The organism is Pseudoalteromonas sp. MIP2626, from assembly GCF_013414205.1.
GTDB lineage: Bacteria > Pseudomonadota > Gammaproteobacteria > Enterobacterales > Alteromonadaceae > Pseudoalteromonas > Pseudoalteromonas nigrifaciens.
Window position 1 is genome coordinate 17,282 of sequence record NZ_JAATTW010000003.1, and the last position, 26,916, is coordinate 44,197.

The following is a 26,916-nucleotide window of genomic DNA, read 5'->3' on the forward strand; positions in this document are numbered from 1 at the left end:
TAACTTGCTAATTTATAAAGCAAGGTAAAGCGAGTTTAAAAAATATTATGGCATTATTGCAAATTGCTGAGCCGGGGCAGAGCGCGGCACCACATGAACATAAACTAGCCATAGGTATTGACCTAGGTACAACTAACTCATTGGTAGCCACGGTACAAAGTGGCGAAGCACGCACCTTAACAGATGACTTAGGTGAAGCAATGCTTCCTTCGGTAGTGCGCTATCAGGCGGGTGGGATCACTGTAGGCAGCGAAGCTGTAAAATCAGCAACGCAAGATCCCGTTAATACGCTAATTTCAGTTAAGCGCTTTTTAGGTAAAACCCAAGCAGAAATAGAACAAAGCTATGGGCAACTACCGTATCAATTTTGTCAGCACGATGGTGCACTTGCCATAGAAACAGCTGCTGGAAAAATCAGCCCAGTTAAAGCATCTAGCCATATTTTAGCTGCATTAAAAGCCCGTGCAGAACAAAGCTTTGGTAATCAAGAAATATTAGGTGCAGTTATTACTGTACCGGCATACTTTGATGACGCTCAGCGTCAAAGTACAAAAGATGCCGCTGAACTTGCAGGTATTAACGTACTGCGATTATTAAACGAGCCAACGGCAGCCGCTGTTGCTTATGGTTTAGACTCGGGTCAAGAAGGTATTATTGCTGTTTACGATTTAGGCGGTGGCACCTTCGATATATCAATTTTGCGCTTGCACCAAGGTGTATTTGAAGTATTAGCTACCGGTGGCGATTCAAGCCTAGGCGGCGATGACTTTGACTCACTGATTGTTGATTACTTAAAGCAGCAAACGGGTGTAACCACTTTATCTCCAGCGGTACTGCGCTTATTTATTAATAAAGCTAAAGCCTGTAAAGAAGCATTAAGCCAATACTCAACTGTTAATGTTGGGCTTGAGTTTGATGATGAGAAGCACATGGTTGAAGTGACCCGCGAAAAACTTGACGAGCTTGCGATACCACTCGTTAAAAAAACGCTTCGTTCTTGTCGCCGTGCTGTAAAAGATGCTGGTATTGAGAACGAAGAAGTGCTGCAAGTAATTATGGTGGGTGGCTCTACTCGCATGCCATTAGTACGCAGCCAAGTTAGTGAGTTTTTTAATAAAGAAGCATTAACGTCAATTGATCCCGATCGCGTTGTAGCGCTAGGCGCTGCGTTGCAAGCAGACGTGTTAATAGGTAATAAACCTGATTCAGATATGTTGTTACTTGATGTATTACCACTATCGCTAGGTCTTGAAACTATGGGTGGCTTGGTGGAAAAAATTATTCCACGTAATACCACTATTCCAGTAGCACGTGCCCAAGAGTTTACTACTTTTAAAGATGGCCAAACAGCCATGTCGTTGCACGTACTACAAGGTGAGCGCGAATTGGTAGACGATTGTCGCTCTCTTGCTAAGTTTAGTTTAAAAGGTATTCCGCCAATGACTGCGGGTGCTGCACATATTCGGGTTACGTTTAAAGTAGACGCCGATGGTTTACTTAGCGTATCGGCAATGGAAAAATCGACAGGCGTACAAGCAGATATTCAAGTTAAACCGTCATTTGGTTTATCAGACGACCAAGTCTCTAATATGCTAAAAGAGTCAATGAGCAACGCTAAAGGCGATATGCAAGCGCGTATGCTCAAAGAGCAACAAGTAGAAGCACTACGTGTAATTGAAGCACTAGAGGCATCACTTGCGAGTGACAGTGGTTTACTTGACGAAGCGCAACTAGCATATTTACGAGCTGAAATTGCAGAGTTGGTAAAAGTGCGTGAGAATGCGCAGCAACCAAACGAGATTAAAACCGCGATTGAAAAAATGGATAACGCCAGCAGCGATTTTGCCGCACGCAGAATGGATGCATCAATTAAAAAAGTTCTTACTGGGCAGTCAGTAGACAATATTTAAGAGAGATTAGAATGCCACAAATTATTTTTCTTCCCCATCCAGAATTGTGTCCAGATGGCGCTGCAATTGAAGCACCTAGTGGTCAAACGGTTCTTGATGTTGCCCTTAAAAATGGCATTAGCATTGCTCACGCATGTGAAAAGTCATGTGCGTGTACCACGTGCCACTTAGTGATCCGCGAAGGCTTTGATTCGCTAGAAGAAAGCGACGAGTTAGAAGACGATATGCTTGATAAAGCATGGGGCTTAGAGCCAGAGTCGCGCTTAGGTTGCCAAGCTATTATTAGAGATGAAGACCTAGTGGTTGAAATACCTAAGTATAACGTTAATATAGTTAATGAAGAGCACTAGCTTTTAACGATTAATATAATAAAAGCCGCTGTTTAATACAGCGGCTTTTTTGTTTGTACACCGCAGGGTAGGCGGGAGTTTACCTCGCGCAGATTTATATAAAAAGTTAGCCTTGGCTCTATGTCACGCATTAAAAGCTAACACCTTAAACGTAATTTGGAGGTTTATTTTGAGTAATCTTATTTTTTCTGACTCGTTTATTAATGGTGAATTTTATAAAACAGACACACACTTTAGTGTTGATGATCCTGCTACCGAAAAAAGCATTGTTGATGTAAGCGATATTGATCAGCAGGGTGTAAATAATGCAATAGTTGCTGCTCAAAGCGCATTTGTTAAATTAAAAGCAACCAATGCTACGCAGCGAAGCGAAACCTTGATGCGCTGGTATGAGCTAGTTATAAAACACAAGCAAACGCTTGCAGAGTTAATGACCAAAGAGCAAGGTAAACCACTTAAAGAAGCATTGGGCGAAATAGATTACGGCGCAGGCTTTATAAAATGGTTTGCCGAGGAAGCTAAGCGCAGCTATGGCGATGTTATACCTGCTACCGACAACACCCATAGGTTAACCAGCTTTAAGCAGGCTGTAGGAGTTGTTGCAGGGATCACGCCATGGAATTTTCCTGTTGCTATGATTACGCGTAAAGTTGCCCCCGCCTATGCAGCCGGTTGTAGTTTTATATTAAAACCTTCAGAGCACACCCCATTATGCGCTATTGCACTTGCTTATTTAGCCGATCAAGCAGGGTTTGAAAAAGGGGCATTTAACGTCTTAGTATCGCAAAATGCTAAAAAAGTAGGAAAAATACTAACCGACTCTGAGATAGTGCGTAAGTTTACTTTTACCGGATCAACGGGGGTAGGCAAGCAGTTATTAGCGCAATGCGCAGGTACTATTAAGCGCACTTCTATGGAGCTTGGAGGAAACGCACCTTTCATTATTTTTGATAATGCAGACCTCGATGCAGCTATTGAGGGGTTAATGGCTGCTAAGTTTAGAAATAGTGGGCAAGCTTGTGTTGCTGCAAACCGTATCTTTATTCAGCGTAATATTATTGATGCGGTACTAAATAAACTACCCCCTAAGGTGGCTGCTTTAAAAGTCGGTAATGGCTTTACAGCAGATGTTGATATCGGCCCGCTTATTTACCCTAAGGCAAAAGAAAAAGTACAGCAGCTAGTACAAGACGCACTAGATAAAGGGGCAGTATTGATTGGTGATAACAGTGATTTAGGTGGCAGCTTTCAAAACCCGTTGATTGTAAATAACGTCACTACCGACATGGATATTTACCATGAAGAAGTATTTGGTCCAGTATTAACAATTATTCCTTTTGATGATGAAAGCGAAGTACTTACTCTAGCAAACGACGTACCTTACGGCTTAGCCGCTTATTTTTACAGCCAAAATATTAAGCAGGTTTATCGCATTAGCGAAGGTCTTGAGTTTGGCATGATTGGTGTAAACGAAGGCGTTATTTCTAACCCTGTAGCGCCATTTGGTGGTGTTAAGCAATCGGGCCTTGGCCGTGAAGGGGGGCACCAAGGGTTAAATGAGTACCTAGAAGAAAAATACGTGTGTATTAAAATTTAAACCGTTTATATGCTCTTGGCGGCTTGCAGTAAAACAACTTCAAGGCGCTGTACAAATACATTGAGCAATTTATTTTAGGCAAAGAAAAGCGCGCTCTATCTCTAGGCGCGCTTGCGGAATCTTCTAATTTTCTGCATCCTGCAATTGAACTTAATCAACTCCAAATTCTTACAAATCCTTGTTATTACAATATTACTTTTTAGTTCTATGTAATGTAGGCGCTCCTGCCTGTATCCTTTATTTCCTCAACATCCTGTAAAACAACGTAAATCCTTTGTTGCTATCCTTTACGCATCATCCAGATGCTATCCTTTAAGACATTCCATTGTGCTGCTCTCCTAGAGCCTGTCCTAAAATCCGTTTTGTATTAGTAACCTAAATCATTGGTTGGTCGAGTAAGTTGTCCGTTTCCATTTACTCGTTAAGCATCACTGCTTGGTTGTTAAGTTAATTATAGGCGGTACGATATTTTAAAGAAGTATAGGTTGCTAATTAATTGCTATAGTCGTAATAGTTAAAATAATTTACTTTAATTAAAACAATTGGTTACTTTGTTTGTTATGGTTTTTCATGTTGTGTTTTCATCATTGGCTGTCACGTTTGTAGGATATGTCTTACGTTGGTTTTCTATTTTAGCGATTTTAACAGGATCAGATTATATAAAGTGTGCACTTTTGGGTAAGGCACGGTAGAATTATTGATAATAGTTATTATTCAGGTGGGAAATATGAAAAAAGTATTCGCAATTGTAGTTGGTTTGGCTGTGTCGGCACCCGTTTTTGCAACTGAGTCCGTTAATATTTATTCTTTTCGACAGCCTTTTTTAATAAAACCAATTTTAGATGACTTTACCAAACAAACTGGTATTAAAACAAATGTAGTGTTTGCTAATAAAGGCTTAATAGAGCGCGTTAAGCGCGAAGGTAAACACAGCAAAGCCGATTTAGTATTAACGTCTAATTTTAGCGCCTTAATCCAACTTGAAGATTTAGATTTAACGCAAACTATTAGTAGCGAAGCAATTAATAACAATGTGCCTGCGGCATTTCGTGATGGCGACGGCCAGTGGGTGGCACTTACTAAGCGAGTACGTAATGTTTATTCGTCAAAAGAGCGTGTGGGCGCGCTACCTGAACTGACTTATGAAGATTTGGCCGATCCAAAATATAAAGGGCAAATATGTACTCGCTCTGGTAAACATCCGTATAATTTGGGTTTAGTTGCATCAATGATTGCACACCATGGTGAAGCAGATACCAAAGTATGGCTTGAGGGAGTTAAAGCAAATTTAGCGCGTAAACCACAAGGTAACGATAGAGCGCAAGTAAAAGCAGTGAAAGAAGGTTTGTGCGATCTTGCATTTGGCAATAGTTACTATTTAGGTAAAATGCTGCAAGATGAAACCCAAAAAGAATGGGCACAAGCGGTAAATATTAACTTTCCGAACCAAATCAATCGCGGCTCGCATATAAATGTGTCGGGTGCAGTTATTACAAAATACGCTAAAAACCCTGAAAATGCCTTGAAACTCCTAGAGTATATGACCGACAATAAAGCGCAAAACATGTACGCTTCAATTAATATGGAATATCCGGTTAAGCCAGGCGTAGAATTATCAAGTTTAGTTGCATCTTGGGGAAGCTTTAAAGAAGATAGCTTACCACTTGATGAAATTAGTAAATATCGTCCGTTAGCGTTAAGGCTAATTGATGAGGTGAAATTCGATCTGTAAATGACTTATAAATTTCAGCTGTCTAAATGGCAGCTTTTTGCATGGTCGACAGGATTATTACTGTCGACCCCATTGTTTTTTCTGCTATTTGAATCTCTACAAGGTAACTCAGAGGTGTTTTCGCATCTTTGGGATACAGTGCTGTGGGATTACATTTCTAATACCGTATTACTTATTTTAGGTGTGTGTGTACTAAGCTGTGCTATTGCCTTACCACTTGGCTGGCTAACCGCTTATTGCCAGTTCCCGGGTAAAAAACAGTTTGAATGGGCGTTAATGCTGCCACTGGCTATGCCTACCTATATTATTGCCTATGTTTATACCGACTTGCTTGATTACGCAGGCCCAGTACAAAATACTCTCAGAGACTGGTTTGGGTGGCAATCGCCGGATGATTACTGGTTTTTTGATATACGCACTTTGCCCGGCGCTATTGTAATGCTTGCACTGGTGCTTTATCCCTATTTATATTTAATTTTTAAAACAGCCTTGCGTGAGCAGTCTTTTAAGTTAGTACAGGCTAGCCAGTTAATGGGGCTGTCGTCGTGGCAGAGCTTTTTTAGGGTGAGCTTAGTGTTATCGCGCGGCGCAATTGTAGCTGCGCTAGCGCTAATTAGTATGGAAACCATGGCTGACTTTGCCACAGTAAGCTACTTTGCTGTAAGCACCTTAACCACTGCCGTATACGATACTTGGTTTGGTTATTACTCGTTAACCGCTGCAGCTAAAATATCGGGCGTGATGTTATTACTATTGTTTTTAGCCTTAATGGCGGAGCGCTTTAGTCGCCGTAATCAAGCGGTGTTTGAGCGTCAGTCGGGTATAAATAGTGAAGCGCTTTATATATTAAAAGGCAAGTCGGCTTGGCTGGCAACGCTATTTTGCAGTGTGATTTTAATTGTTGCCTTTGTTATACCTATCGCTGTGTTAATAAAGTACGCCATTGTTTATTTTGATCAAGCATGGAGTAGTGAGTTTTTTAGCTATGCGTGGCAAAGTTTAAAGGTAGCTATAGTAGTAAGCGTAGTAACGCTGTTACTTAGTGTATTAGTGGTGTTTTATCAACGTATAGCCAAGCAAAATTATCCACTTATTCCGGGGCGATTAGCTAGCACCGGCTACGCTTTACCAGGAACAGTACTGGCTATTGCGGTGCTATTACCGCTTACGCTGTTAGAAAATACGGTAAACCGTGTGCTTGAGCCATACGACTTAAATATAGGCTTGTTACTCACTGGCAGTGTATTTACCATTATTTTTGCTTATGTAGTGCGTTTTTACGCAGTAGCACATGGCGCGATTGAGTCGAGCTTTTTACGCATTAGCCCCTCTCTCGACATGGCTAGCCAATCTATGGGCAAAAGCCAAGGCCATACGTTACGTTTGGTGCATTTACCCCTACTTAGACGCGGGTTGCTTACTGCGGCTTTGCTGGTGTTTATTGAATGCATGAAAGAGCTACCTACGGCTTTGTTACTTAGGCCGTTTAATTTTGAAAGCTTAGCTACGCATGTGTTTCAGTATGTGAGTGATGAGCAATTAGAGCTGGCTTCTATATCGGCATTATTTATTGTGCTGGTTGGATTTATCCCTCTGTATTTTATTAACCGTTCTATGGAGCAACGTAGTTAAATGAGTAGTTTGATTTTACAAGGCGTGAGCTATCAATATAATGGTACTAAGGTTATTCACGAGCTAAATTTAACCATAGGTAAAAACGAAATAGTGTGTTTGTTAGGTGCCAGTGGTTGTGGTAAAACCACCACCTTAAAAGCAATTGCAGGGCTAATAGAAACGCAACAAGGAAGCGTGTTTATCGATGGTAAGCTGGTGAGTAACGCCAATACATTTATCTCGCCAGAGCATCGTAATATTGGCATGATGTTTCAAGATTATGCGTTATTCCCGCATTTAACCGTGGCACATAATATTGCTTTTGGCTTAAGTAAAATGAGTAAAGAGCAAAAGCAACAGCGCGTTGATGAAATGCTTAAGCTGGTGCATTTAGTTGGCTGCGCCGACAGGTATCCGCATCAGTTATCGGGTGGGCAACAACAGCGCGTGGCGATTGCGCGTGCACTTGCTTACAAACCAAGTTTACTATTACTTGATGAGCCGTTTTCGAATATAGACACTCAAGTACGCTTTGAATTAATTGCCGATATTCGCCGCATAATTAAAACTCAACAAGTGTCGGCAGTATTTGTTACCCACTCAAAGGAAGAGGCTTTTGCATTTGCAGACACGCTGGCTATTATGCACCAGGGTAAAATAGCTCAACAGGGCACCCCAGAACAGCTTTTTGCTAAACCAAGCTCAAAGGAGGTTGCAGAGTTTCTGGGTCAGGGCATATACTTAAGCGCAGAAGTGTTAACAGCAACTGAATATAAAACCGCTTTTGGCCTAGTTGAGTCGGTTATTGCGCACCAGCATCAGGCTAATATAGGAAAAATATATGTGCGTCCTCATCAAATAGAGCTAATGAGCGACAATAAAAAAGATAGCCATAGTGAACGCGCCACCATATTAAGCAGTCGTTTTATTGGTTCGGCTTATGTTTACACTGTAGTTATTGCACAACAAGAAATAGAAGTTGCAGCGCAATATGGCCAGTCATTTGTTCAAAATGAGCAGGTTATAATAAAAATAAAACCCCACACGGTGAATTTTTTCGAATCATAAATTAATTTGTTATTCGCTGTGTTTATCTATTTATAAGCTAAGGAATAACAATGGCACAAGCGCAATCAGGGATTTGTGCTGAAGCAAACTTACACGGTTTGCATTTATTTTTTAATGTGTTTGATGGCCAAGATGAGTCATTACGTACAAAGCTCAAGCAAGTAAGCGCTATTGAGGAAGAGTTTAGCGATCAGTTTTCTGAATCTATGCTTTCTTGTATGGTGGCTATTGGTGCACAGTATTGGCCGCATATTTTGCCAGAGTATATCCCCAGTGAACTACAAAGCTTTCCTAATATAAATCATAATGAACACGCAATGAGCGTGCAGCCGTGTGATTTGTTTGTGCAAATACGTTCAGACCGCGAAGACGTCAATCATTTATTTGCACTGCAAATTTTAAAGTTATTTGCACCAGACGTAGAGCTGGTGGAACAAATTCGTAATTTTAGATTTTTAGATGGTCGCGATTTCAATGGTTTTATTTATGGTGGCAAAATGCCGCATGGCCGACAAAAGCGGGCAACGGCGTTAATAAATAAACCAGGTAGCTTTGAGGATCAAGGCAGTTATATTCATGTGCAACGTTATAAGCACGATCTAAGCGTATGGCAGCATCTATCGCTAGATGAGCAAGAGCAAATAATAGGCCGCACTCGCTTAGACAACACTCTTATAGCCCCAGCGCTTGAAACCAGCCATGCACAACGCAGTGAATTAAAAGATGAGCAAGGCCAGCCAATATTACTTAATCAAGGCATGCCTTATGGCGATGTTTACGAGCAAGGAATGCTGTCAATTACTTGCTCGGCCAGTGGAACCGCATTTGAACAGGTATTAAAAAGTCGTTTAGGTGAGGGGGAGTGCTATGATCATTGGCTTGATTTTACTCAAGCCGATATGGGGTCTGCGTTTTTTGCACCGTCAGTTGGGTTTTTAAAACAGTTATAACGCATGTTTTAAATACTAAACCGTATCAAATAAAATACGTACCCGCTCTAGGGTTAAGTCTATTTCAGATATTTTAGCTGGGGCAATAAAAATAGTGTCGTCGCCAGCTATAGTACCTAACACGCCATCGGCTTTACCTAATGAGTCAAGTAAACGCGCAATAAGCTGAGCCGCGCCTGGACTGGTACGGATAATAATCATCATTTCGTTATGCATTATATCAATAACAAGCTGGCGCAGCGGGCTTTTTGCTGTGGGTACGCCCATTTCTGCTGGCAAGCAATACACCATTTCTTGTTTGGCATTGCGCGTTCGTACCGCGCCAAACTTACTAAGCATGCGCGACACTTTACTTTGGCTTATATTGTCAAAACCTTGCTCTTTTAACGAATCTACTATATCGCCTTGAGAACCAAAGTTTTCTTCTTTTAAAAGCGCTTTAAATGCTTTTACTAACGCTTCCTGTTTGTCTTGTGGTTGCATAGTTTTTATTTGCTTTTTATTATCCATGCCGCAAATTCTACACAAAAACGAATAATTATGCAGCAGTTGTTTATTTAACTTGCCAGTTTACTGTATTCAGGCCAAATGTTTTTACAACTATGGTCTAAAATATTACGAAAATAGGCAGGATAAATTTGTTTTTAGTCGCTAATTTCTTTATCTTAGAGCCATAAATATTTCCTACCTCAAATCACGGAGAATTCCAATGAAAGTTGCTGTATTAGGTGCTGCAGGCGGTATCGGTCAAGCGTTGTCTTTATTATTAAAAACAGGCTTACCAGCTGGTTCTGAATTATCACTATATGATGTTGCACCAGTAGTTCCAGGTGTTGCGGTTGATCTATCTCATATCCCTACAGCGGTTAAAGTAGCTGGCTTTGGCGCTGATGCGTTAAATGAAGCGCTTAAAGATGCTGATATCGTACTTATTCCTGCTGGCATGCCACGTAAGCCAGGTATGGATCGTGCAGATTTATTTAATGTAAATGCTGGCATCATCAAAACGTTAGCAGAAGGCATAGTTGCAAGTTGTCCTAAAGCGTTAGTAGGTATTATTACTAACCCAGTAAACGGCACTGTACCAATTGTTGCTGAAGTATTTAAAAAAGCTGGTACTTACGACGCTAAACGCGTATTCGGTATTACTACGCTTGACGTTATTCGTTCAGAAGCATTTGTTGCTGAACTTAAAGGCGTAGACGTAGCAACTGTTAAAGTTCCTGTAATCGGTGGCCACTCAGGTACTACTATTTTACCTCTACTTTCTCAAGTTGAAGGCGTGAGCTTTACAGATGAAGAAGTTGCAGCACTTACTCCACGTATCCAAAATGCGGGTACTGAAGTTGTAAATGCTAAAGCGGGTGGCGGTTCAGCTACTTTATCAATGGGTGCAGCAGCAGCTCGTTTTTGTATGTCTTTAGTTAAAGGCCTACAAGGTGAAGACGTTGTAGATTACGCGTACGTTGCTGTTGAAAATGGCGATGCGGAGTACTTTGCACACCCAGTACGTTTAGGTAAAAACGGCGTAGAAGAAATTCTTTCTTACGGCGAACTAAGCGCATTTGAAACAAAAGCAAAAAATGACATGCTTGAAACACTGAAAAAAGACATCAAAGAAGGTGTTGATTTCATGGCGTAATAGCCAAAATCAAGTGACAAAAAAGCCTGCGTTTGCAGGCTTTTTTATTGCTCGGAATTTAGCTAACCTGCACCCAGGTTAGCTACACATAAAGGCAGTAAAGTTAGTGATCGCGATCAACTGCAATACGGGCAAGGCTCACAAGTGCTTGTTTATATTCAGACTCAGCTAAAAAGTCTAAGCAAGCAATGGCTTTGTCGGCTTCAAGTTCGGCCTTTTGCATCGTAAATTCAAGCGCATTGGTTTGTTTAAGTGCCGCTAAAATTTCTTCAAGATGATCCATGCCATTACTGTGCTCTATAGCGTCACGGATCAGCTGTGTTTGCTGCTCATTACCATGTTGCATTGCATAAATAAGCGGCAGAGTTGGTTTCCCTTCGGCTAAATCATCACCAATATTTTTACCTAATTGATCTGCATCTGCGTTGTAATCAAGTACGTCATCAACGAGCTGAAACGCAGTACCTAAATGCATGCCGTATAGGTTAAGCGCATCAAGCGTAGCTTGGTTTTGCTCAGTAATAATGGCCGCAAGGCCTGTCGCGGCTTCAAATAGCTTAGCGGTTTTAGAGTAAATAACCTGCATATAACTCGCTTCAGTGGTGTCGGGGTCATTACAGTTCATTAACTGTAATACTTCACCTTCAGCAATAATGTTAGTTGCATCTGCAAGCACTTGCATTACCTGCATTTTACCAAGGCCAACCATAAGCTGAAATGAACGAGTGTAAATAAAGTCGCCCACTAATACGCTGGCAGCATTACCAAACTCAGCATTTGCTGTAGGCGTGCCTCGGCGTAAGTTAGATTCATCAACAACATCATCATGTAATAGTGTTGCGGTATGAATAAACTCAACAATAGTTGCAAGTGTAATATGATCTTTACCCTGATAACCCAATGCTCTGGCCGCTAGTATTGCCAACATTGGGCGCACGCGCTTGCCGCCACTGTTTACAATATACAAGCCAAGTTGGTTAACTAACGCCACATCTGAGCGCATTTGCGCATGTATAAGTTGATTGACGTCATTCATATCGTTTTCGATTAACGCCTGGATAGCTTTTATATCCATTGATCTCCGAGCCAATTTTTATGTGTGAACGGCGCAGATTGTACAACAAAAAAAGCACTAGCTCGATATTTTGTGACGATTCCCTGAAAAAACACGGTTAACATCGCTAATTAGCACTTAAATACGAGAGATAGCTGATTAATTAGCGTACAAAGTGTGCTGTAATTTATGTTTATTTATTATCCGTTGTAGTGTGTGTTTAGCTAAGGCAAATTATTTTCACTAATCGTGAAAAAGCGCTTGGCAAAAGGGCTATTTAATATAAAATAGGGGAAATATTGAATTGCTCTCAATGCAGCTACTTTTTATTCATTTTAATTACAAAATAGGCTTGCTAGTTATTACGCCGTAGCGTAAACTTCGCGCCCTATCGAAGAATATTTTAGTTGCGTCGATTTGAGGGCGCACAGACGGAGTTAATTATGTACGCGGTTTTCCAAAGTGGTGGTAAACAGCATCGTGTGACTGAAGGTCAAACGATTCGTCTTGAAAAATTAGACGTTGAAACTGGTGCAGCAGTAGAATTTGATTCAGTACTTTTAGTTGCTGATGGTGAGAAAATCGAGATTGGTGTACCGTTCGTAAACGGTGGTAAGATAACAGCTGAGGTTGTTTCACATGGTCGCGGTGAGAAGATTAAGGTTGTTAAATTTAGACGCCGTAAGCATTCTCGTAAGCAAATGGGCCATCGTCAATGGTTCACAGAAGTTAAAATCACTGGCATTAGCGCTTAATTAGAGGTACTTAGAAATGGCACATAAAAAAGCAGCTGGTAGTACTCGTAACGGTCGTGATTCAGAAAGCAAACGCCTAGGTGTTAAGCGTTTTGGTGGCGAATCAGTTCTAGCGGGTAGCATCATTGTTCGTCAGCGTGGAACTCGTTTCCACCCTGGTACAAACGTAGGTATCGGTAAAGACCACACTATCTTCGCAAAAGCAGATGGTAAAGTTCAGTTTGAACAAAAAGGTCCTTTAAACCGTAAATACGTAACTATCGTAACTGAGTAATCAGTAAGATAGTTAAAAAACCCCGCCTTTGCGGGGTTTTTTGTTTTCATTATTTTACAATATATACCCAAGCCTGCAATTATACCTATGGGTTTAAGTAGCGGGCTCTTTAACGAAGTTATAGAGCGATCTAATTCGTAAAATGGTTCAAATATTTATGCCAATTGGTATTAAGTTGGCTTGGGTATATAATAGTGTTATTAACAAGCCAATCCCTAAAGTGAGTAATCATGAAGTTTGTAGATGAAGTAGAAATTCGCGTAGAAGCTGGAGACGGTGGCGCCGGTATCGTGTCTTTCCGTCGTGAAAAATATATCCCAGAAGGTGGGCCTGACGGTGGTGACGGTGGTGACGGTGGTAGTGTTTATCTACAAGCGGATGAAAACTTAAATACCTTAATTGATTACCAATTTGAACGCTTCCATAGAGCAGATCGCGGTACTAATGGCCGCAGCCGTAACTGTACTGGTAAAAAGTCTGACGATTTAATTATTATGGTGCCTGTAGGTACACGTATTATGGACGTTGATACGCAAGAGGGATTAGGGGATTTAACCCAACATGGCCAAAAGATTTTGGTGGCAAAAGGCGGTTTCCATGGCTTAGGAAATGCGCGTTTTAAATCAAGTACAAACCGTGCTCCGCGTCAAAAAACCTTAGGGACAGAAGGCGAAGTACGCAACCTTAAACTAGAGTTATTGTTACTAGCAGATGTAGGCTTATTAGGTTTGCCAAATGCAGGTAAGTCTACCTTTATCCGTAGTGTATCGGCAGCAAAACCAAAAGTAGCAGATTACCCATTTACGACGCTTATTCCAAATTTAGGTGTGGTACGTCCTGAAGCTAATAAATCATTTGTTATCGCTGATATACCAGGCTTAATTGAAGGCGCATCGGATGGTGCTGGTTTAGGTATTCAATTTTTGAAACACCTAGAGCGCTGTAGAATATTACTGCATATTATTGATGTAATGCCAGTTGATGGCTCAAATCCAGTTGATAATGCATTTGCGATTGTTAATGAGTTACATCAGTACAGCCCTAAATTAGCAGAAAAACCGCGCTGGTTGGTATTTAATAAAATAGATTTATTACCAGCTGACGAAGCAAAAGCTTTATGTGAAAAAATTGCACAAGAGCTAGGCGAAACTGAAAATATTTACAGTATTTCTGCTATTAATAAATCAAATACTCAACCACTAATTCATGACGTAATGACATTGCTTGAAAGCATGCCAAAAGAGAAATTCGTTGAAACTATAGACGAAGAGGTTGAGTTTAAGTGGGACACCTATCATCAAAAAGCCGCTAAAAAGAGCGACGATGATGATGATTGGGATGAGTGGAATGAAGATGATTACGACGTAGAAGTTGTGTACGAGCGTTAATTATAATTAATTACATATAAAAGGAGCTTATGCTCCTTTTTCTTTGTTTAATAATAAATACTGGATAATTAGTGTGATAATTTCAATGATTGCTGCAATGGCAAATAACCGTGTAATTGGCCTTAATAATACAATGCCTTGGCATTTACCTGGAGACTTACAGCATTTTAAAAAAGTAACCACAGGTAAACCTGTGATTATGGGGCGCAAAACATTTGAGTCTATTGGACGGCCTTTACCTGGGCGTCGTAATATTATTATTACCCGTAATAGCCAGTATCAAGCAACTGGAATAGAAATTGTTACAACGCCAGAGGCCGCGTTAAATTTAGTTGCTGATGTGGAAGAGGTGATGATCATTGGTGGTGGAAATATTTATCAACAATTTTTAGAAAGTGCACAAAGACTTTATTTAACCTTTATAGACTTAGATGTTGAAGGTGACACTCAGTTTCCTGATTACGAAAAAGTGGCAACCTGGCAGGTTAAAGATGAAATACAAATGGCTGCGGATGAAAAAAATCAATATAGTCATAAGTTTGTAACTTTATATAAAAACCCTTAACATTATTGCGAAATACTGAGCATATTGGTACAATATTAACTAATCCAATAGGAATAAAGTATTATAAAAAGGGTTTTCCATGATTAAGTTATCAAAGCTAGTTGTTATTACTGCGCTTGCAGCCGGTTCGTTTGTATATACTGCCCCTGCACAAGCAGATGATCAGTTAGCGATTTCTATCTGTGAGTATATTGCAGCGGATGATAAAAATCGTTTACGTAGTAAGCTTAAAAGCGCACGAGTGAAAGTTCGTAATATATACGACGCAGTATTTTGTAATGGTAATAATTTATTACGACATGCAGTGGCAAGTAACGCACTAGATAGTGGCGAATATATAGTTAAAAACCTATCTAAAAGCTCACTAGAAGATGGCGCTGATGTATCATGGGCTGAATCGAACGGTCATTCAGGATCGCCCTTAATTGCGATAATTAAAGAGCGCGCAGGTCTTTAATTTTACAATAAATACGATTAAACCACGTTTTATACGTGGTTTTTTTACGCCTGTATTTTTATAAATAATTTTATATAACACAGCACTATTTTAGTGTTGTAATCCCCCCTTTTAACACAAACGCCAACCTTATTAAAAACATAACCCTTTTTACTTATTAACTTACTTATTGTGTTGAAATGAACTTATAGCCGACTCTATAGGTGCTGAAGTTAAAGTAACCTAGGAATAGCCACACAAAATAACTCATTGTTTTTATTTGGGTTAACATTCTTGTTGTTGCTTTGACAGCTCATGAATTTAATACGATTGTTAGTATTTGCCATTAAACTGTCATAAATAGTCAATATTCTACGCGCATATGATTTTAGGGATTTATTTATGCGCGCCTCTACATTTACCCGCTTACTGGCTGTTTTGTTAACTCTCGCAAGTGTTTTATTAGCTATGACTCTACTTTGGGCCAGTCAAACTTTACTTAAACTAGAGCAGCAAGACGGTGCATATAGACAGCTTAAAAATACGATTATGGTTGATCTAGCGAGCTATCTAAGTAATTACTTAGCACAAGGCGATAGCCAATACTTAACACAAGCCTCAAGTTTAATCTCGCAAGTAGAGCAAAAACAGTTAACGCTATTACCAGCAGCTCTTAAATCACAACTTACTGAGCAGTTAATTACTCTAAATAATGATATAAACGGTAAATATAGAGCCTTGGGTAAGCTCTCTGGTAACGAAACGGCTTTACTTGATAATGCGCTAAGGCAAATGGCTGGTTCGGCATCCTCGTTAATTAATTATGCGCGCTCAGCTTCGGATAATAGTAACAACACGCTTAGTTATTATAAATTGGCCAATGAGTATTATAGTGAAGTGATTAACTTATCATTATTTAGTTATCAACTGGTGCTAGATTATCAGCAGAGTGTAGAGCAGAGTTTGCAACAAAGCGTGAAAAATTTAAATGTATTAGCAGCAAAAATAGAGCAGCTACCAAACTTAGGTGTGATGGATAAAGTAGATGAGTATAGTTTATTTATTGACGAGCAAAGTGAAGATTTAGCCACTGATATTAAATCAGAATTAAGTAGTTGGCCAAATCGCTATCCTCGGGATTTAACCAGTACATTAACTCAGGCACAACAACGACAGACGGGGGCCGATGAATTGCGCACGCAGCTTAGTAATTTATCTAAAACAGTGATAAATGCAGAGCAAGCACTAAAAACACAACAAGATAATTTAAAGCAGCAAGTATTTTGGGTGTTTTGTGTTGCTATTAGTGGACTCGTTATACTTGCTGGCGGTGTTTATATTGTTCAGCGTAATCTGGTACTTAATCCTCTTCGACGGTTGCGCGACGGGTTTGCATTTTTAATTGAAACGAATGAGTTTAAAAATATTGTCAGTAGCAATCCAAAAACAGAGGTAGGGGAAATAGCCCAATACTTTAATCAGTTAATTGAACGCCAGCGCATAGAAGCACAAGAGCGAGCGCAAATGCTAAAAGTAGTGAATGCTTTTATGCAGCAAATGAGTAAACACTTACAGACGATTGAGCAACAAACTACTACGAGTTATGGGCAAGTGGAACAGAATCAGTATTTACTAACCGATATTCAGCAGATTGGAGAGCAAGTTAATGATATTAATACACAAGTAGCTGATAACGCACAAAGTACCTTTAGTGCCATGGAACAAAGCTTAGGATTTGCGCAAAGTATGTTAAGTGCGAGTGCCGATACACAGGCACGGGTTGAACGCAGTATACAAAGCTTACAAGAGCTACTTAATGGTGTTGAAGGCGTAAGTAAAATTATAGAAGTAATACGTAATATTGCAGATCAAACCAACTTACTTGCGCTAAATGCAGCAATAGAATCAGCTAGGGCAGGTGAGCATGGTCGCGGCTTTGCAGTAGTGGCTGATGAAGTTAGGCAATTGGCACTGCAAACGCAAGGCTCGCTGAGCGAGATAAATGGGCAGCTCACCATACTGAGTGAAAACTCACGGCTAGTTGCTACGCAAATAACAGCATTAACCCAAGGTGCTCAATCGCAAACGCAAAATGCCCAAGAACTTAAGTTAAATTCGGAAGCGGTGGCAAGTAATGCAAAAAATGCTAATAAAGTAGCGTTTGAGGCGATGAAGCTTGCTAAGCAGCAAAGCAATTTATTAGATAACTTTAGTCAGTCAATGGCTGAAATGAAGGGGCAAGTAAGTGAGTCGAGCTCGTTGGTGGATGATATACGACATCAGCTACAACAACAAATTCATTCGATTAAAGGGGGCCTGGGGTTGTAATAAATTAGCTTTAGCGCTCATCTTATATCATGCTCTAAATTCTATGTGCTAAGCTGTATACTGGTTTTATTTTATAAAATGAAGGATTTATAATGATTGTACAAGGTCAAACTATTCCCTCGGTTACGCTAAGTCAGTTAACCGACGATGGTATGCAAACACTGACTAACAGTGAATTATTTGCAGATAAAAAAGTTGTATTGTTTGCAGTCCCCGGTGCGTTTACACCTACCTGTTCAAATGCACACTTACCTGAGTTTATTACTCTGGCAGATAAAATAAAAGCAAAGGGCGTTGATGCAATTTATTGTGTATCGGTAAACGATGCGTTTGTTATGAAAGCATGGGGGGCATCACAAAATACACAAGAAATAGCCATGCTGGCAGACGGCGATGCGAGCTTTACCAAAGCATTAGGCCTTGATATGAATACGGCAGGGTTTGGCGGTGTGCGTTCAAAGCGTTACGCAATGATCGTGGAAAATAGTGTAGTAACCGGTTTATTTGTAGAGCAAGAAAAAGAATTTGTGGTTAGTCGTGCTGCTGCTGTTTTAGAAAAGCTATAGAATAAATTAGCGATTTGAAAATACAAAAGCCGATGTTGATGCAACATCGGCTTTTTGCAATTATTGCTTATTAAGGCTGATATTGCCCGCTAATTGTTAAGCCCGAGAAGGTTTTATACGCGTTAACACTTAAGTGCCACGTACCCGCTTGTGGGCTTGAGAAAGTACAGGTTTCGGCATTACCATTTTTATATGGACGACAATCGTAACTCGATGTCGTGGGCTGACTGCCAAACTTAACAAACAAATCAGCATCGCCTGTGCCACCGCTTGTTGTTACTGTAAATGTAGCCATACCTGCTGGCACGTCTAGTGTGTAATGCTTCCATTGACCTGCATTAGCACTCACATCGCTTACAGTGCCACCACCAGCTTGAGGTGTGCCTGAGCCCCCGCCCGAAGCTGCTGTAATATTACCAGTTAAGCTGATCCCAGAATAGGCAGAATAACCTCGTAGCATCACATGATACGTACCTGATGTAGGGTTATCGATTGAGCACTCTTCGTTGTTACCACTTTTGTAAGGGCGGCAATCGTAGGTAGAGGTTGTTGGCTTACTGCCAGAGCGCACGTATAAATCGGCATCACCAGTGCCTCCACTCATAGTGAAAGTGACATTAGTTGCGCCACTGGGCACTGTCATTGTATAAAATGTTTCAGAGTTAGTTGCGCCGCTTAAACCGGTTTGAGTTTCGCCATCAAGAAGTTCATTACCACTTGGTGGTGGTGCAGTGCCACCACTTGCAGCAGCTACGGCAGCTGCTGCATCAACAATACCGGTACCACAGCTAGTACATGTGGCTGGGAACGAGCGGGTGGTTGTTTTTAAAATATTTTCGATTTCATCGGGAGTAGCATTCGGCTTTGCTTGTTTTATCAGTGCCGCTACGCCAGCAACATGGGGGGCTGCCATTGATGTACCCTGCGAAAAACCGTAGCTATCACTAGAAGGGGTTGACGAACCGGCGTTATAAGTGGATAAAACACCTTCAGAATCGTTAGCAAAACTTTGCGCACCACCCGGTGCGGCAACATCAATATTACTACCGTAATTAGAGTAATAAGCACGACCGCCATTACGGCCAACCGAGGCTACATTTACCACGCCATTACAGTTGCCTGGGTTATAGTTTGCTGAGTTATCGTTATCGTTACCAGCAGCAATTACCACTACTGTGCCGTTATTACGTGCGGTGTTAATAGCACTTTGTGTTGTAGAGCTACATGAGCCACTACCCCCTAAGCTCATATTTATTACATCTGCAGGATTGGCATTTGCCGGTAGCCCAGATACATTGCCACCAGAAGCCCAAATAATACCATCAGCAATATCAGAGGTTAAACCACCGCACTTACCTAGTACACGTACAGGCACTACTTTGGCGCCGTAAGCAACCCCAGCAACACCCTCACCATTATTAGTAACTGCAGCAACAGTACCCGCTACATGTGTGCCGTGCCAGCTAGAGTTTTGTGCACCGTTAGTACCACATTCATTGGCAGCAACCGCATCGCCCGGATCGCGGGCATCGCTATCGCGACCATTGCCATCATTAGCCACCGATAAATTCGAGATCATATCGTAACCGGGTAAAATATTAGCGTTTAAATCAACATGAGGGCGATAGCCTGTATCGAGTACAGCAACAACAACACCGCTACCAGTGGCTGTATCCCACGCTGTAGGTAAGTTTAAGCCGCCAGCTTGTTCATAATAATGCCATTGGTCGTCAAATCGTGGATCATTAGGCGTTGCAAATGGTTGCAGCATTTGATCGACTTCAATGTATTCAACATTGCCAGATTCAAGCATTTCTTGCATAAATTGCTGTGCTTCTTGTGCATTTAGCTTTTTACTTGCACGCATTACATGGTGATTATTAAGTGCCATGGCACGAATATACTTCGCTTTTACTTTGCCTTTTTTAGAGGTGTAATTTTTAACAAAGCTCTGCGCTTTATTTTGCATATTCGATTGGCTTACATCTGTGTCTGTAGCTGCAAAGCTAGCTAAATCATTAGTGTTATTTTTATATTTAATAATGAATTGTGTTTCAAAACCAGTTTGATTTTGTAATTTAGCTGTTGTTTCTGCCATTGATGGTGCAATTGCTTGTGCAGGAGTTGCAATACTCGATGTTGCAGCAAATAGTGAGCTGATAGTAAAGGCTATTGCACACTTTTTAAATGATTTACCTGTTGTCATGATTATCCTTAGTTTTTATTTATTATTTCGTGGCACAAATCCACGAAGTGGGTACAAAGGTAAATGATCTGTTAAATTAATTGAAAGATTAATTACTTATTAGCTTCTTTCATTTGGTTATAACCTTGTTATTAGCGGGTTTGTAGTTACTTTGTACTTTTTATATTTATAAATATAAGCATAAGTAACTAGTTTTAAATTTGAGTATTAATACTTTTATTTTTATTTGTTGTGCAATTGAAAATAATCAATTCGATGTCCAGCCGGTGCATAAATTTTGTTATAATCAAAAAAAATTAATGAGATAAATAAATGACCCAAGTAGATGTGATAGTAATAGGTGCGGGAGCAGCAGGCTTAATGTGTGCAGCGCAAGCAGGATATCGTGGCCGTAGTGTTACAGTACTTGATATGGGCAAAAAGCCAGGTCGAAAAATACTCATTAGTGGCGGTGGGCGCTGTAACTTCACCAACGAAAATGCCAGCCCTAGTAATTATTTGTGTGGCAACCCTCATTTTGTTAAATCATGTTTAAGTCGTTATACCCAACATGACTTTATTGAACTGGTAGATCGTCATGGTTTAGCCTATCACCACAAAACACTAGGTCAGCTTTTTTGTGATAATAATGCTCAAGACATTGTTGATATTTTACTTACTGAGTGTGAGTGGGCGGGGGTATCTATAAAGTTGCGTAACGAAGTAATCAGCGTTTCAAAAACTGAAACTGGTTATAGCGTAGTAACCGAGTATGAAACATTTTATTGTGAGTCGTTAGTGATTGCCTCCGGTGGCTTAACTATGCCTAAGCTTGGCGCAACACCCATTGGCTATAAAATTGCTGAGCAGTTTGGCTTAAAAGTATTACCGACCATGGCGGCACTTGTACCATTTACTTTGCATCAGCACGATAAAGAACGTTTTGAAGCGCTTTCAGGTATAAGTATTTTATGCGATGTTACTAGTGAAGATGGCACTGCATTTAAAGAAAACATTTTATTTACCCATAGAGGATTATCGGGCCCTGCTATATTACAAATAAGCTCATTTTGGCGCGCCGGACAGGCGGTAACTATTAATTTATTACCCGAAACAGATTTAAGACAACAGCTAGCCGATTGGCGTGAAACGCAATCCCAAAAGTCGTTAAAAAATAGCTTAGCCACTATTTTACCTAAACGTTTTATTGAAGTTCTTCATGAGGGGAAAGCAATTCCTGATTGTAATATTAACCAGCTAACACATAGCCAAATTGACGAGTTAGTTAACTATATACATGCATGGCAAATTAAACCAAATGGCACAGAAGGTTACAGAACAGCGGAAGTAACGTTAGGTGGTGTAGATACCGATGAACTTAGCTCAAAAACCTTCGAAGCAAAAAAAGTACAAGGCTTATATTTTATTGGCGAAGTAACCGATGTAACCGGTTGGCTAGGGGGCTATAATTTTCAGTATGCGTGGAGCTGCGGTTTTGCTGCTGGGCAGTATGCTTAATATTTTAGGAACAATAAGTTAGCAGTTACAAGGTTAATTTAGTTTATTGGGTTTAACCGCTGATACTTTAGAGCTAACTTTTAAATAGCAGCGGATTTACTTAATGTGTTTTCATAGTGAGTTTTGGTTAAGTTGTCGCTAGCAACACAGACCTGATCTCGCCCTTGTAATTTTGCTTTATAAAGCGCTTTATCGGCGCGCTCTAAAAGATGCAAAGCAGTGTCGTCAACATGCGCTTTAGCTATACCAATACTGATAGTTAACGCTCTATTATCGATTAAATGAGTGGCAATAAACGCTCTGAGCTCTTCAGCTTCGTTAATTGCGTTATCTAGGCTGCTATCTCGAAGAATAATAGTAAACTCTTCTCCGCCCCAGCGTGCAATTAATGCACTATTTGTAAGCTTGTTTTGTAAAATATTGGCAAACTCACTAAGCACGTTATCACCCGCTAAATGGCCATAAGTATCGTTTACTTTTTTAAAGTGGTCTATGTCGCAAATCATCACTATATTTGATTTTCGCTCATTATTATTTTCACTCAGTAATTGCGACAATTCAAAATCAAATTTTTGCCTGTTATATAGCCCGGTGAGCTTATCGGTTTCGGCTAGCTGTTTTATTTCGGCATTGCGCTTCGAAAGATGAGAGTAAGCCGAAAAACGCGTTTTTTCATAAAACCTAAATAATAAAACATGCGCAATAGACACTTCAATAAAATTAAATAATGCAGATAAACCTATGGTAATTGATAGTTGTTGCTGTAAGTAAACTAGATAGGCACAAATACCAAAAGCAATGCTACTTAATATACTTCCCCAATTACGCCCAACTAAAAAAAAAGTAAAAGGCGGAATAAGTGTTGCCCAAAATAATGAATGAGCATGACCCTTTGCCGATACTATAAAGAGCATTATTAAGCCAACTATCATTAATGCAACAACCCAAGCAGCTTTACTAACCTGGGCTGTTTTATTAAACCATATACAAATACTTAATGAGGCTATAAGTCCTAAGGCATCAATAAGTGCAATATCGTAACTCGAAAAATAAAAAACATTTAGTAAGGTTAAAATTAAAAAGTAGCAGCAGCAGATTAATAAAGAATGTGCAATTAAGCGTGTTCGCCAGTAATCCTTATGATCTCTAGGGTATTGCGGAAATTCTTTATACCAAAAATGTAGCATCAAATAACGACTTAATAATTATTAGTTAATTCAGTATTGTCTATTTATTATAAAGTGGGTAGTAATAAATTATAAAACCCCGATAGACTTAAATCTATCGGGGTTCTTATCATTTATTTTTACTCTTGTATAAATGCTTCGCCTTCTTTCATCCACTTTGCGGCGGGTTTGCCTTTTAAGTAATGATCAAAGTACTGCATCATACGAATCGAAAAATCGACTTGATTAGGAAACTTTTTCAAGTGATGAGGTTCGCCTTCATACTGTAAAAAAGTGGCATCTTTACCCGCACGGCGCAGGGCTAAGTAATATTGTACCCCTTCGTGCCAAGGTACAGCGTCGTCTTTATCGCCAAACATAATTAAAATAGGAGTGTTTACTTTATCGGCAAAAAATACCGGTGAGTTTTCTATGTATAATTCTGGCGCTTCAAAAAGGTTTTTACCAATGCGGCTTTGTCCTGTTTCGTACTGAAACTGACGCGCTAAGCCCGATTTTAAACGAATGCCACTATAGGCGCTGGTCATGTTAGACACGGGAGCACCCGATACAACCGCTTTAAACATATCGGTTTGAGTGATCATAAAGGCACTTTGATAGCCTGCCCACGAATGACCTTGTAAACCAATTTTATTTTTATCAGCAATGCCTAAATCAATGAGCTTTTGCGTGGCGTTGATCATGGTTTGCGTTGATGATTTACCTGGGTGGCCTATTTCAAAACGAATGTCGGGTAAAAATACCGCGTAACCGTTTGAGGTAAACATAGGGAAGTTAGGGCGGTGGTTTAATTCCATTTTAGGAAAGTCGTACATGCGCTGGCTCATATAACGGTAAAAATACACCATTACTGGTACTTTATCGCCTTTTTTGTAACCCGCAGGTTTAATTAGTACGCCTTGTAAGTCTTCGCCATCAAAGCCTTTGTAGCTTATGAGTTCTGGCTTTTCGCCCCAGGCAAAGTTACTTATTTGTGGGTTAAGTGTAGTCACTTGTTGCGGAGCACTGAAACTAAAGTCAGTTTGATAAAAGTCTGGAAACTGATGATACGCTTGCTCAGTAAATAGGTATTTATCGGCATTTTTTGCTTTTTTAACTAAATCAAAACGTTTATTACCACTGAGCACTTTAGTTACTGTGTTGGTGGTTAAATCAAGCTTGGCTATTTCACTTTGCTTAGTTTGTAAGTTAATAGCCGATATAAGCAATGTTTCGTCTTTTTTAAAGCCAACTTGGCTTTTATCAAGTTTAATAACGCGATATTGAGTATTGGTTTGTTTACCATTAGTTAAACGTTTTGCCTGCTGGCTATTTACATCAAACGCCCAAATATCGTACTTACTGTAAGCAAGTAGTTGGCTGCTATCTTGATTCCAACCGGCAAAACCATAACCTGGTTGGGCTGAAGGGTAGTCGTGCTTGTCATCAGCAAAAGTAGCTCCAATAGCGCGTGTAAGCGTAGTGACTTTATTATTTTTTAAATCTTTTAGCTGTATATGGTTATCGCTAAAGTAGGCTGCAAACTCGCCATTAGGTGCCAAACTTGGTTTAAACGGGTAGTTACTAACAATGGGAGTGTGTTTACCTGTATTAATATTTACAGCAAAGTAGTCAGCAAAAAAGCCGCCATACATTATTTTCTCAAGGTATGGGGTATCAGTATAACCAAGCAGTGATGTATCGCGCTGCGGATTAAGCGCAACCTCTGGCATGCTCACAGTACTTAGCTGGGTAACTTTTTGCGAATTTATGTGGTACACCGCGCTGTAATGGCGGTTTTTGTTTTTTTCGTTCCACTGCTGCTGTTCACGCGGTTTTATTTGCGCGTCGTTGTTATGCCATACTTTTAAGCCTTTATGCTCTCGTATAGTGTCAAAGTCGTATAGTGAGGCTTCGTCGCTATACTCTTTAGCTTTTACTTTAGCGGCTAGTTTAGGGCGATTTTCAAAATATAAACGCTCGCCATTTTCAGACCATATTAACGCGGCGGTTTTACCTATTCCCCAATCTTTGTTGGGGGAGTTAATCGTTGTTAGCTGCTCATTTTGCCAAAGTTGTAAGCTGTAGTTACGACGGCGCATGTCGTCGTTAACATAGTTACCTAACGTAAATGCTACGCTTGCCTCAGTTGGGTGCCAGGCTATTTTACTGGCCACAACACCAGGCTCATCTATGAGTATGCTGCTTACAAAGTCATTTAAATTAAGCAGTGCTATTTGATTGTTGTTACCATCGCTGTAACTCTGGCTAACTAATAGTTGCTGGTTAGTTGCGCTAATACTGTAGTTAAATACATCTGTAATTGTGTGGCTGCGTTTATTGCTTAAATTTACAATAACCAGTGGATAGGTTTTATCATCTTTGTCTGGTGTGATGGCGCTATCGTTTTTATTAGCATGAGTGCTGGCACTTTCATCCTCGGCTTTTTCATCATCGCCTTTAGCTGCTTTTTGATCTAAGCGATAGGCAAGCCAAGTTCCATCGTTTGATAACTTATAGTCTTTCACATTACTAAAACTTTGTTGCTCGCCTGTTTGGGTATTTACTAGTACCAGGTTGTTTTTTAGAGCATCTTTTTTATTCGTGGTTTCTTGTGCTAGTAGCGTGGGTACTTGGGTAAATGCGACCCAGTTAGCAGCTTGATTAATAACTGGTTTAGTACCACGCGGTACTTCTGCAATTAAGCTATTACCGCTTAGCGAGTAAACTTGGCCAGTGGCATCACCACGATACGGGGTTGCACTGAGCGATAAAATACGGCCATCTTCAGATAGCTGCGTTGCTTTGGCTGATTTAAAATCAAACACATCGTTAAATTGTAGCGACTCTTTAGCGTAAACTGTGGTGCTAGCTACGCTGACAATAAGCGCAGAGCTTAAAAGGGTGAGCTTTGTTTTCATTATAGGTTCTCGTTTTTTAGCGTTATTTTATTGTAACGAGTTTTGTCTATAATTCGAGTATATACGACAAGTGGTAGCAAAGCAGAGTTGAAAGGCTGAAGGTGAAAATTTAAAAACCTTGCAAGCGTGGCTCACAAGGTTACGTGTGTTGAATTTGGAGTTTATAACCAGATTTTTTGTAGCTCCGGCCATTGTTTTTCAAATTGTGCGCTTGGCTTAGTACTAAAATTACTGCGTACAAACTGATTCATTTTACCTTCAACATAGGCAAGTAAAAAGTTGGCTAGGGTTAGCTCGTCACTTTGAAAGTTTTTACCTTCACGCAGCTTTCTCTCACGTAGTACTTGTTTAAATTGGGTCTCAAGTTTTTCAAAGAAACTTTGCACTCGTTCACGTAACCGCTCTTGCTCACCTTGCAATGCGTCGCCGGTTAAAATACGGGTAATACCAGGGTTCTTTTCAGCAAACGTTAGCAGTAAATGTAAAATATTATAAACGCGGGCTTGGCTTTCTTTTTCGTTTTCTAAAATAAGATTTATACGAGATAAAAGCGTGTCTTCAATAAATTCTATTAAGCCCTCAAACATACGTGCTTTACTAGGAAAATGACGATACAACGCTGCTTCCGATACACCAACCTCAGCGGCTAGCTTTGCTGTGGTAATACGCTGGCCGGGACTGGTTTCTAACATTTGTGCAAGTGCTTGCAGTATTTGCTCTTTGCGATTACTTCTTTTTGTCGCAGGCATGAACATTCCTTTTTTATTAGTTATCTTTTAGCAGGAGCTAGTCATTTTGATTCAAATGTTTAAGGCGCGTTTATATTTAGAATTAAACAAATTTAAACTCTTAAAAGTAAACGCGTGTTTAGCATGTTAATGTTTTATTCAGTTTGTT

At 40.1% G+C, this 26,916-nt stretch carries 22 protein-coding genes; 16 read left to right on the forward strand and 6 right to left on the reverse strand.

What is annotated here, in order from left to right:
• Positions 1–47: 47 nt before the first annotated feature.
• From hscA to HC000_RS02920, 7 genes are all read left to right on the forward strand, one after another.
• Entirely contained in the window at positions 48–1,910 is a 1,863-nt protein-coding gene (hscA, locus tag HC000_RS02890) for a Fe-S protein assembly chaperone HscA (protein ID WP_011329312.1), read from the forward strand.
• A gap of 11 nt (positions 1,911–1,921) precedes the next feature.
• Complete coding sequence (fdx, locus tag HC000_RS02895; protein ID WP_011329311.1) at positions 1,922–2,260, forward strand: ISC system 2Fe-2S type ferredoxin; 339 nt, start codon at positions 1,922–1,924, stop codon at positions 2,258–2,260.
• A 169-nt stretch (positions 2,261–2,429) separates the two neighbouring features.
• Positions 2,430–3,857, forward strand: coding sequence for an NAD-dependent succinate-semialdehyde dehydrogenase (locus tag HC000_RS02900; RefSeq protein WP_179806925.1), 1,428 nt, complete (start codon positions 2,430–2,432; stop codon positions 3,855–3,857).
• Positions 3,858–4,584: 727 nt separating this feature from the next.
• Complete coding sequence (locus HC000_RS02905) at positions 4,585–5,589, forward strand: Fe(3+) ABC transporter substrate-binding protein (RefSeq protein ID WP_011329308.1); 1,005 nt, start codon at positions 4,585–4,587, stop codon at positions 5,587–5,589.
• The gene (locus tag HC000_RS02910) at positions 5,590–7,221 is read left to right on the forward strand and encodes an iron ABC transporter permease (RefSeq protein WP_011329307.1); all 1,632 of its coding nucleotides are present in this window, start codon (positions 5,590–5,592) and stop codon (positions 7,219–7,221) included.
• Positions 7,222–8,271: an ABC transporter ATP-binding protein gene (locus HC000_RS02915; protein ID WP_086997672.1), complete on the forward strand. Its 1,050-nt coding sequence runs from the start codon at positions 7,222–7,224 to the stop codon at positions 8,269–8,271.
• Between the two features lie 50 nt (positions 8,272–8,321).
• The gene (locus HC000_RS02920) at positions 8,322–9,221 is read left to right on the forward strand and encodes a Dyp-type peroxidase (RefSeq protein WP_011329305.1); all 900 of its coding nucleotides are present in this window, start codon (positions 8,322–8,324) and stop codon (positions 9,219–9,221) included.
• 15 nt (positions 9,222–9,236) lie between these two features.
• Here HC000_RS02920 and argR read toward each other — a convergent pair whose 3' ends face one another.
• On the reverse strand, positions 9,237–9,704 hold the full coding sequence (gene argR / locus HC000_RS02925) for a transcriptional regulator ArgR (RefSeq protein WP_041454781.1): 468 nt from the start codon (positions 9,702–9,704) through the stop codon (positions 9,237–9,239).
• A 226-nt stretch (positions 9,705–9,930) separates the two neighbouring features.
• On the opposite strand from argR, the gene mdh reads away from it, so the two are divergent.
• The gene (mdh, locus tag HC000_RS02930) at positions 9,931–10,863 is read left to right on the forward strand and encodes a malate dehydrogenase (RefSeq protein ID WP_011329303.1); all 933 of its coding nucleotides are present in this window, start codon (positions 9,931–9,933) and stop codon (positions 10,861–10,863) included.
• Positions 10,864–10,966: 103 nt separating this feature from the next.
• Here the strand turns inward: mdh and ispB are convergent, their stop codons facing one another.
• Positions 10,967–11,938, reverse strand: coding sequence for an octaprenyl diphosphate synthase (gene ispB, locus HC000_RS02935; RefSeq protein WP_011329302.1), 972 nt, complete (start codon positions 11,936–11,938; stop codon positions 10,967–10,969).
• Positions 11,939–12,360: 422 nt separating this feature from the next.
• Here ispB and rplU point away from each other — a divergent pair, with 422 nt between their 5' ends.
• From rplU to HC000_RS02970, 7 genes are all read left to right on the forward strand, one after another.
• Positions 12,361–12,672: a 50S ribosomal protein L21 gene (gene rplU / locus HC000_RS02940; protein WP_006794538.1), complete on the forward strand. Its 312-nt coding sequence runs from the start codon at positions 12,361–12,363 to the stop codon at positions 12,670–12,672.
• 16 nt (positions 12,673–12,688) lie between these two features.
• A complete protein-coding gene (rpmA, locus tag HC000_RS02945) occupies positions 12,689–12,946 on the forward strand; it encodes a 50S ribosomal protein L27 (RefSeq protein WP_002957747.1) in 258 nt (85 codons plus the stop codon).
• Positions 12,947–13,176: 230 nt separating this feature from the next.
• Positions 13,177–14,334 carry an Obg family GTPase CgtA gene (gene cgtA / locus HC000_RS02950; RefSeq protein WP_179806926.1) on the forward strand — a complete coding sequence of 386 codons (1,158 nt, stop codon included), beginning with the start codon at positions 13,177–13,179 and terminating at the stop codon, positions 14,332–14,334.
• Positions 14,335–14,407: 73 nt separating this feature from the next.
• Positions 14,408–14,899 (forward strand): type 3 dihydrofolate reductase, encoded by a 492-nt coding sequence (gene folA, locus HC000_RS02955; RefSeq protein WP_172459222.1) that lies wholly within the window; start codon positions 14,408–14,410, stop codon positions 14,897–14,899.
• 79 nt (positions 14,900–14,978) lie between these two features.
• Positions 14,979–15,356 (forward strand): DUF3718 domain-containing protein, encoded by a 378-nt coding sequence (locus HC000_RS02960; protein WP_179806927.1) that lies wholly within the window; start codon positions 14,979–14,981, stop codon positions 15,354–15,356.
• Between the two features lie 381 nt (positions 15,357–15,737).
• On the forward strand, positions 15,738–17,663 hold the full coding sequence (locus tag HC000_RS02965; RefSeq protein ID WP_179806928.1) for a methyl-accepting chemotaxis protein: 1,926 nt from the start codon (positions 15,738–15,740) through the stop codon (positions 17,661–17,663).
• A 92-nt stretch (positions 17,664–17,755) separates the two neighbouring features.
• Positions 17,756–18,229, forward strand: coding sequence for a peroxiredoxin (locus HC000_RS02970; protein WP_179806929.1), 474 nt, complete (start codon positions 17,756–17,758; stop codon positions 18,227–18,229).
• A gap of 70 nt (positions 18,230–18,299) precedes the next feature.
• Here the strand turns inward: HC000_RS02970 and HC000_RS02975 are convergent, their stop codons facing one another.
• Positions 18,300–20,435 carry a S8 family peptidase gene (locus HC000_RS02975; RefSeq protein ID WP_011329296.1) on the reverse strand — a complete coding sequence of 712 codons (2,136 nt, stop codon included), beginning with the start codon at positions 20,433–20,435 and terminating at the stop codon, positions 18,300–18,302.
• Positions 20,436–20,747: 312 nt separating this feature from the next.
• On the opposite strand from HC000_RS02975, the gene HC000_RS02980 reads away from it, so the two are divergent.
• Complete coding sequence (locus HC000_RS02980; RefSeq protein WP_179806930.1) at positions 20,748–21,932, forward strand: NAD(P)/FAD-dependent oxidoreductase; 1,185 nt, start codon at positions 20,748–20,750, stop codon at positions 21,930–21,932.
• Between the two features lie 80 nt (positions 21,933–22,012).
• On the opposite strand, the gene HC000_RS02985 is transcribed toward HC000_RS02980, so the two are convergent.
• From HC000_RS02985 to slmA, 3 genes are all read right to left on the reverse strand, one after another.
• Positions 22,013–23,119: a GGDEF domain-containing protein gene (locus tag HC000_RS02985; RefSeq protein WP_179806931.1), complete on the reverse strand. Its 1,107-nt coding sequence runs from the start codon at positions 23,117–23,119 to the stop codon at positions 22,013–22,015.
• A gap of 119 nt (positions 23,120–23,238) precedes the next feature.
• Positions 23,239–26,019, reverse strand: a complete 2,781-nt coding sequence (locus HC000_RS02990) for a prolyl oligopeptidase family serine peptidase (RefSeq protein ID WP_179806932.1) — start codon at positions 26,017–26,019, stop codon at positions 23,239–23,241.
• A 161-nt stretch (positions 26,020–26,180) separates the two neighbouring features.
• Positions 26,181–26,768 (reverse strand): nucleoid occlusion factor SlmA, encoded by a 588-nt coding sequence (slmA, locus tag HC000_RS02995; RefSeq protein ID WP_011329292.1) that lies wholly within the window; start codon positions 26,766–26,768, stop codon positions 26,181–26,183.
• Between the last annotated feature and the right edge of the window lie 148 nt (positions 26,769–26,916).

Excerpts from the sequence above, each read along its gene's own strand:
- HC000_RS02915 (WP_086997672.1), top strand. The coding sequence starts at position 7,222 with ATGAGTAGTTTGATTTTACAAGGCGTGAGCTATCAATATAATGGTACT.
- HC000_RS02985 (WP_179806931.1), bottom strand. The coding sequence starts at position 23,119 with ATGCTACATTTTTGGTATAAAGAATTTCCGCAATACCCTAGAGATCAT.
- HC000_RS02965 (WP_179806928.1), top strand. The coding sequence starts at position 15,738 with ATGCGCGCCTCTACATTTACCCGCTTACTGGCTGTTTTGTTAACTCTC.
- hscA (WP_011329312.1), top strand. The coding sequence starts at position 48 with ATGGCATTATTGCAAATTGCTGAGCCGGGGCAGAGCGCGGCACCACAT.
- HC000_RS02970 (WP_179806929.1), top strand. The coding sequence starts at position 17,756 with ATGATTGTACAAGGTCAAACTATTCCCTCGGTTACGCTAAGTCAGTTA.
- HC000_RS02990 (WP_179806932.1), bottom strand. The coding sequence starts at position 26,019 with ATGAAAACAAAGCTCACCCTTTTAAGCTCTGCGCTTATTGTCAGCGTA.
- HC000_RS02920 (WP_011329305.1), top strand. The coding sequence starts at position 8,322 with ATGGCACAAGCGCAATCAGGGATTTGTGCTGAAGCAAACTTACACGGT.
- argR (WP_041454781.1), bottom strand. The coding sequence starts at position 9,704 with ATGCAACCACAAGACAAACAGGAAGCGTTAGTAAAAGCATTTAAAGCG.
- HC000_RS02910 (WP_011329307.1), top strand. The coding sequence starts at position 5,590 with ATGACTTATAAATTTCAGCTGTCTAAATGGCAGCTTTTTGCATGGTCG.
- ispB (WP_011329302.1), bottom strand. The coding sequence starts at position 11,938 with ATGGATATAAAAGCTATCCAGGCGTTAATCGAAAACGATATGAATGAC.
- fdx (WP_011329311.1), top strand. The coding sequence starts at position 1,922 with ATGCCACAAATTATTTTTCTTCCCCATCCAGAATTGTGTCCAGATGGC.
- HC000_RS02980 (WP_179806930.1), top strand. The coding sequence starts at position 20,748 with ATGACCCAAGTAGATGTGATAGTAATAGGTGCGGGAGCAGCAGGCTTA.
- rpmA (WP_002957747.1), top strand. The coding sequence starts at position 12,689 with ATGGCACATAAAAAAGCAGCTGGTAGTACTCGTAACGGTCGTGATTCA.
- HC000_RS02975 (WP_011329296.1), bottom strand. The coding sequence starts at position 20,435 with ATGACAACAGGTAAATCATTTAAAAAGTGTGCAATAGCCTTTACTATC.
- slmA (WP_011329292.1), bottom strand. The coding sequence starts at position 26,768 with ATGCCTGCGACAAAAAGAAGTAATCGCAAAGAGCAAATACTGCAAGCA.
- HC000_RS02905 (WP_011329308.1), top strand. The coding sequence starts at position 4,585 with ATGAAAAAAGTATTCGCAATTGTAGTTGGTTTGGCTGTGTCGGCACCC.
- HC000_RS02960 (WP_179806927.1), top strand. The coding sequence starts at position 14,979 with ATGATTAAGTTATCAAAGCTAGTTGTTATTACTGCGCTTGCAGCCGGT.
- mdh (WP_011329303.1), top strand. The coding sequence starts at position 9,931 with ATGAAAGTTGCTGTATTAGGTGCTGCAGGCGGTATCGGTCAAGCGTTG.
- rplU (WP_006794538.1), top strand. The coding sequence starts at position 12,361 with ATGTACGCGGTTTTCCAAAGTGGTGGTAAACAGCATCGTGTGACTGAA.
- cgtA (WP_179806926.1), top strand. The coding sequence starts at position 13,177 with ATGAAGTTTGTAGATGAAGTAGAAATTCGCGTAGAAGCTGGAGACGGT.